This is a genomic window from Amycolatopsis melonis, from assembly GCF_040064235.1.
GTDB lineage: Bacteria > Actinomycetota > Actinomycetes > Mycobacteriales > Pseudonocardiaceae > Amycolatopsis > Amycolatopsis melonis.
On record NZ_JBDZYD010000002.1, the window covers coordinates 228,868 to 235,504 of the forward strand.

The window sequence follows — 6,637 nt, forward strand, 5'->3', positions numbered from 1 at the left end:
TGGGGGGCGCCGGGGCGGGGGTTTGTGGGTTCACGTGTGGCGAACGGTTTTCCCCCCCCCACGACCCCTCCTGACCCTCTCCAGGAAGGTTCTTCCGGCGATGTCCCCACGACCGATCGCAGTGCTGCTGGCCGTCGTCCTGGCGGTGTTCGGGCTCGCCACCCCCGCGGGGGCGGCGCCGGTCCAGACCCTCACCTGGACGGCGGGCAACAGCACGACCGAATACACGTCGGCGCCGTCCGCGGCGCGGCCCGGCGAGACCACGATCGTCTTCGAGAACAGCGAAGCGACCGGCAACACGACCGGGATGTCGCACACGCTGACGTTCGACACCTCGACCCCGGGCTACAACCACGACGTCTCGCTCAACATCCTGGCCAACCCCTTCGACCCGGCGAACGGCCGTCACGAAGCGGTCGTGACCCTGACGCCGGGCAGGTACCGCTACTTCTGCACGATCCCCGGTCACACGGCGATGGTGGGGGAGTTCGTCGTCTCCGACGGCGGCGGCGACACGACCCCGCCGTCGGTGACCGCGGCGGTGACGGGCGACCGCGACCCGTCCGGCAGCTACCTCGGGTCCGCGACGGTGACCCTGACCGCGACCGACACCGGGTCCGGGGTGGCGTCGGTGGAGTACCAGCTGGACGGTGGGACGTGGACGCCGTATTCAGCGCCGGTGGTCGTTTCCGCGGCGGGGGCGCACATGCTGCACTACCGGGCGACCGACGTCGCCGGGAACGTGTCGCCGGAAGGCATGGCGCACTTCACGGTCGTCGAGCGGCCGGGCGACACGACCCCGCCGACCGTGACGGCCTCGATCACGGGTACCCAGGACGCGTCGGGCAACTACGTCGACGTCGCCACGGCCCGGCTCACGGCGACGGACACCGGGTCCGGGGTGGCGTCGGTGGAGTACCAGCTGGACGGCGGGACGTGGACGCCGTATTCGGCGCCGGTGGTGGTTTCCACGGCCGGGGCGCACATGCTGCACTACCGGGCGACCGACGTCGCCGGGAACGTCTCGCCGGAAGGCATGGCCCACTTCACGGTGGTGCGGAGCGACACGACGGCCCCGGTGGTGTCGGCCTCGCTGAGCGGCACCCAGGACGCCGACGGCCACTACGTCGGCAAGGCCGTCGTCACGGTGACGGCGTCGGACACCGGGTCGGGCGTGGCCTCGGTCGAGTACCGGGTGGACAGTGGACAGTGGACTCCGTACGCGGCGCCGGTGGCGGTTTCGGCGCCCGGCGCGCACACGGTGACCTACCGCGCGACCGACGTCGCGGGGAACGTCTCCCCGGAGGGGACGGTGTCGTTCACCGTGGTGGCGGGCGGCGACACCACGGCACCGGCGGTGTCCCTGCAGGTCGGCGGCAAGCAGGATGGCAGCTGGCACTACGTCGGCCAGGCGACGGTGACCCTGGCCGCGGTCGACGCGGAGTCCGGAGTGGACTCGGCGGAGTACAAACTGGACAGTGGAGTGTGGACCCGGTACACGGCACCGGTGGTGGTGGCGTCGCTGGGCACGCACACGGTCCGGGCCCGGGCGACGGACGTCGCCGGGAACGTCTCGCCGGAGGCCGCGGGGACGTTCACGGTGGTCGCGGCACCCCCGCCGCCGGACGCCTGCCCGGTGTCGGACACCCGCGAGACGGTGGTGATCGGCGGGGTGGACAGCCAGGTCGAGAACATCGACACGGGCAACGGCTGCACGATCAACGACGTGATCGCCGAGAACGCGGAGTACGCCTCGCACGATCAGTTCGTCAAGCACGTGAAGGCGGTGACCCAGGAGCTGGCGAGCCGAGGGGTGCTGTCGACGGCGGACCGGAACCGGATCATCACGGCGGCCATCGAGTCGGACATCGGCGGCCCGCCCGCGGCGGCCGGGAAGCGGGGCCACGCCGACCTCTGACCGGTCCCGGGTCGGCCGGTCCACAGTGGACGGCTTGACACGCTCCCGCGTCATTCATACATTCAGTGTCTCGTTGTATGAATGACGCAGGGAGTGGTCGGCATGCGCCTGGGCAAGACCGCCGTCGTCCTCGGAGGCAGTGCCGGGGGCCTGTGCGCCGCCGGGGCGCTGGCTCCCTTCTTCGACCGGGTGCTCGTCTTCGAACGCGACGAGCTGCCCGCCGGAGCCGAACACCGGCGGGGCGTGCCGCAGAGCAAGCACCCGCACTTCCTGCTCAACTCGGGCCGCCGGGCCATCGGCGCGCTGTTCCCCGGGTTCGAAGCCGACCTCGTCGCCGCCGGCGGGCTGCACCTCATGCCGTCGATGGACGCCGCCTACCTCGACGGGCCCGGCTGGTCGGCCCGCAAACGCGGCACCATGACCATGATCTACAGCTCGCGCATCCTCATCGAACGGGTGCTGCGCGACAAGGTGCGCGCACTGCCCAACGTCGTCGTCCGCGAAGGCGTCACCGTCACCGGGCTGACCACGCGCGACGGCGAGGTCACCGGCGTCACCGTCGACGGCCGCGAGGAATCCGCCGACTTCGTCGTGGACGCGCTGGGCCGCGGCTCCTCCGTCGCGTCCTGGCTCGCGGCCGCGGGCTGGCCGGAGCCGCCGGTGCAGACCCTCGACGCCAAGGTCACCTACACCTCGCGGTGGTACGACCTGCCCGCCGAACGGCCCGCGTCCTGGTGGTGGCGGCACCTGGTCGTCATGCCGACGCCGGACAAGGGCGACCACCCCGCCGAACACGAGTACCTGGTCAACTTCTTCCCCATCGAGGGCGACCGCGCCATCGCCTGCATGGGTTCGTGGGGACTCGAGATGCCGCGCAGCCCCGGCGCGTTCGCCGAGACGGCCCGGCGGGTGCGGACGCCGTTGTTCGCCGACGCCATGGACCGGTGCGTCCCGGTGTCGGAGGTGCACCTGACCCGCTCGACCGGCAACAAGTGGCGCCGCTACGACCGCCTGCGCACCCCGCCGCGGCGGCTGGCCTCCGTCGGCGACGCGATCTGCGCGTTCAACCCCTTCTACGCCCAGGGCATCAGCTCCGCGGCCGCGTCCGCCCTGCTGCTGCGCGAGCACCTCGGCCGTGCCACGCACGTCGACGGCGAGTTCTCCCGGCAGTTCCTCGCCGCGCAACGCAAGCTCCTGCGCGTCCCGTGGCGCCTGGCCATGGCCCGCGACCAGGGTTACGCGTGCGCGGTCGGCACCGAGCGGCTGCCGGAGTGGCGGCGGCGCCTCGTCGCGGCCGTGTCCGGGCCCGCATTCAGCTTCATCGTGGGCGCCGCCCGGGAATACCCCGTGGTGGACGAGCACTTCGCGAAGGTCTTCAACCTCGACGAGTCGCTCGGGCAGATGCTGCGCAATCCGCGGGTGCTCGCCGGGCTGCTGCGCTACCGGGTCCGCGCCGCACTGGGCAGGCATCGCGTGCCGTTCGGGTTCGACCCGCTGGCCGAGCCGCCTGCCACGGACTACAGCGCCGTGACGGCCGGGCGATGACCGCCTGCGGCGCCGACGCCGAAGCCGTCACCCGCGGTCTCGGCTTCGACTGCCACGACGTTTCCCCGGTGCTGTCGGTGCGCCCGCCGTGGGCGCTCGCCGACTGGACGATGCCGCTGCTGGAGCTGCTCGTCGTCGGCGGCGCGGTGTTCGCGCTGGTGCACGCGCTGCGGCGGTACCGCGACGGCGACCCGGTCAACCTGGCGCTGTGGTGCGCGTCGCTGGTCTACCTCTTCGTCACCGAGCCGCCGCTGTACTTCCCGGAGTGGTTCGGCCTCGACGAGCTGTACGGCTTCATCTTCGCCCACAACCGGTTCACCGTGCAGTTCATGGCGGACCGGCTGCCGCTCTACATCGTGGCGTTCTACCCGATGTTCAGCCAGCTCGCCTACGAGATCGTGCGCACGCTCGGCGTCTTCCGGCGCCGCGGCCCGGCGGCCGGTGCGGTCGCCGTCGCCTTCGTCTGCCAGGTGTTCTACGAGGTTTTCGACCAGGTCGGCCCGTCGCTGAAGTGGTGGGCGTGGAATCCGGGCAACACGATCGTGAACCAGCCGGCGCTGGCGTCGGTGCCGATGACCAGCATGCTGTTGTTCGCCTCGGTTTCGATGGCGGGCATGACGTACCTGGTGGTGCGCCTGCGTGGCTGGTGGCGTGCACTGGCGGGGGTGCTGACGCCGCTGACCATGGTGGTCGCGGGCATCCCGTCCGGGTTCGCCGGGGACGACGTCACCGCGCGGGCCTGGATTCTCGGCGTCGAGCTGGCACTGGTGTGGGTGGCCGGTGCCTGGCTCGTCTTCACGGGACGGCGTCCGGACCGGCCGGTGTCCGCTTTCGTGCGGTTCTTCCCGGCTGTTTACCTGGCGGGGATGGCGGTGTTCTGGCTGCGCGCACTCGCCATCGGTGTTCCGGTCGCGAGTGGTCTGTATGCCCTCGCCTGTTTCGCCGCGGCGGGGCTGGTGCTCGTCGTGGTGTCCCGCGCACCTGCCGCTTCGTGAGCGCTGCGCGTCGGGGAAGATGGGACGCATGGGGCACCACGGCTGGCGGGGCAACCCTCCCGGCACCGAAGACGAGGCGCGGCGCCGGATCGTCGAGGCGGCGACCGCGTGCCTCGACCGCGTCGGGCTGGCCAAGACGAATCTGTCCGACGTCGCCGCGGAGGCCGGCGTCACGCGGCAGACCGTCTACCGCTACTTCCCGGGCCTGAAGGACATCCTGCGGGCCGTCGCGCTGGCCGGGGTCGAGGAGTTCGCCGGGCGGATGGCGCGGCACCTGGCGACGTTCGGCAGCGCGGCCGAAGCGGCCGTGGAGTCGGTGGTGTTCGCGGTCCGGACGGTGCCCGGCGAACCGCACCTGGGCCTGCTGCTGCAGGCGGGGGAGGCGGACTTCTTCACCGACGGCGTGATTTCGCCGCTGGGCTTCTCGTTCGGGGCGCGCATCCTGCGCACGGTGCCGGTGGACTGGGCCGCCGCGGGCATCACCACCGACGAGGACCTGGAGGGACTCGCCGAGGTCCTGATGCGGCTGTTCATGTCGTTCCTGCAGTACCCGGCGACGCGGCCGCGCGACGACGACGAGCTGCGGGCCCTCGTCCGGCGCTGGATCGGGCCGGCACTGGGCGGCTGAGCCGCGGGGGTCCGTTGGCGGCAAGGGGTGGAGCCCCTGCCGCCAACGGGCCGGTTGCCGTGATCTTTCCCCAGGGATCTGGCGGCCACCGCGGTTCGTCGTGGCGGCGGCGACCTTCTTGCGCGGGGCCCGCTTGCGCGGCGGCGCGGCGGGCGTCTCGGCCTCTTCGGCCTGCGCCTGCTCGTAGGCGGCGATCACCTCGGAGGACAGGCGGCCCCGCTCGGAGACCTCGTAGCCGTTCGCGTTGGCCCAGGCCCGGATCTGCTGGTTGCGCTCGCGGTCGGTGGTGCTGGTCGTGGTCGACTGACCGGTCGCGACCCGGACCTTCCGGCCACCGATGCGACGGCCTGCCGCGATGTAGCGGGCCAGTTCGTCGCGCAGGGCGGTGGCGTTCTCGTCCGAAAGGTCGATTTCGTAGGTGACGCCGTCGAGGCCGAACTGAACGGTCTGGGCGGCGGTGCTGCCGTCGATGTCGTCCAGGATCTCGACGAGGACTTTCTGGGCCACGTGAATGCTCCTCAGCTGGATGTGCGCTCCGGCGAACGCGACATGTGACAAGTTGCACAATGGTCGGCGTTCTTCGGTCGAGTGTATCCACCCGGGGATCGGTACGGCAATTTCCCTCCGGTACGGGTCCGGATAGGACTGCCGTCGGCCCGGTTTTGCGGCGTCAATCCGGCCGAATGGCTCAGTTCCCGGACGGCGTCGTGCCCTGCTCCCCCTGGTGGTAGGGCGGATCGACCTCGGGAGCGGTGTCCTGTTCGCCCGGCTCGGCCAGCACGGCCTCCCGAGCGGCTTCTTTTGCCTCTTTGATGTGCTGCCGGCTCCTGGCAAGGTCCGCGGCGGGCTCTTCGGGCCGGTTTTCGTTGGTGGTCATGAGCGGTGGCTACCCGGTGCGGGGTGAAGGCAACCACGGGGATCACCCTGCCGTGTGGCGAGGAATTCTTCCGCGAACCGCGGGTGGCCCGCCGGGACCGGTTCCGGGTGGGGTTAAACGGCGTTCAGGAGCGGCGGAATGGGCAGGAATGCCGGGACCGCCCGCGTGGGCTGCCGGGGCGGGAATGCCGGAGGCCGCCGGCGGGGTCCCCGAGGCGGCGGGATAGGAATGCGGGAGGGCGCCTGCGGGGTGCTTCGGGTTCCGCAGGAGGAGGAATGCCGGAGCCCGTCCGGCCGAGCCTGCGGGGATCACAAGGCGGGAATGCGGGAAGGCGCCTGGCCAGGCCTGTGAAGACCGTGGGGCGGGAATGCCGGAGCCTGTCCGGCCGAGCCTCCAGGATCGCAGGGCGGGAATGCGGGAGGGCGCCTGCAGAGCCCTCCGGGGGTGACCGGGCCCGGGAATTGCGAGGAGGAGCGCGGCAGCGGGCCCTGTGGTGCCGCTGGAGCCCGGGAATTGCCGTATCCCGCGGGCCGGTCGATCCGGAGCCGAGCCCGGGGAGGCGGGGCTGGCCTGGCTGCGGTGTCGTGAATGAGTCATTCAGGACCTCCGAAGCCCTGAATGACTCATTCACGACACCAGCCGGCCCCGCAGCGCCCGGAACGCCGAAGGGCCCC

5 protein-coding genes and 1 pseudogene are annotated in these 6,637 nt (G+C 71.7%); 4 read left to right on the forward strand and 2 right to left on the reverse strand.

The window, feature by feature from the left end:
• Nucleotides 1-100: 100 nt before the first annotated feature.
• The 4 genes from ABJI51_RS05595 to ABJI51_RS05610 all read left to right on the forward strand — a co-directional run bounded on the left by ABJI51_RS05595 (nucleotide 101) and on the right by ABJI51_RS05610 (nucleotide 5,086).
• Nucleotides 101-1,918 carry an OmpL47-type beta-barrel domain-containing protein gene (locus tag ABJI51_RS05595; RefSeq protein WP_348947951.1) on the forward strand — a complete coding sequence of 606 codons (1,818 nt, stop codon included), beginning with the start codon at nucleotides 101-103 and terminating at the stop codon, nucleotides 1,916-1,918.
• Nucleotides 1,919-2,020: 102 nt separating this feature from the next.
• Complete coding sequence (locus ABJI51_RS05600; protein WP_348948686.1) at nucleotides 2,021-3,463, forward strand: FAD-dependent oxidoreductase; 1,443 nt, start codon at nucleotides 2,021-2,023, stop codon at nucleotides 3,461-3,463.
• Nucleotides 3,460-4,458, forward strand: a complete 999-nt coding sequence (locus tag ABJI51_RS05605) for a hypothetical protein (protein WP_348947952.1) — start codon at nucleotides 3,460-3,462, stop codon at nucleotides 4,456-4,458. The genes ABJI51_RS05600 and ABJI51_RS05605 overlap by 4 nt, the downstream gene beginning before the upstream one ends.
• 28 nt (nucleotides 4,459-4,486) lie before the next feature.
• Nucleotides 4,487-5,086, forward strand: coding sequence for a TetR/AcrR family transcriptional regulator (locus ABJI51_RS05610; protein WP_348947954.1), 600 nt, complete (start codon nucleotides 4,487-4,489; stop codon nucleotides 5,084-5,086).
• 105 nt (nucleotides 5,087-5,191) lie between these two features.
• Here the strand turns inward: ABJI51_RS05610 and ABJI51_RS05615 are convergent.
• Nucleotides 5,192-5,593, reverse strand: a pseudogene (locus ABJI51_RS05615) (histone-like nucleoid-structuring protein Lsr2); the annotation flags it as partial.
• A 181-nt stretch (nucleotides 5,594-5,774) separates the two neighbouring features.
• Entirely contained in the window at nucleotides 5,775-5,963 is a 189-nt protein-coding gene (locus ABJI51_RS05620) for a hypothetical protein (RefSeq protein WP_348947956.1), read from the reverse strand.
• Nucleotides 5,964-6,637: the final 674 nt, after the last annotated feature.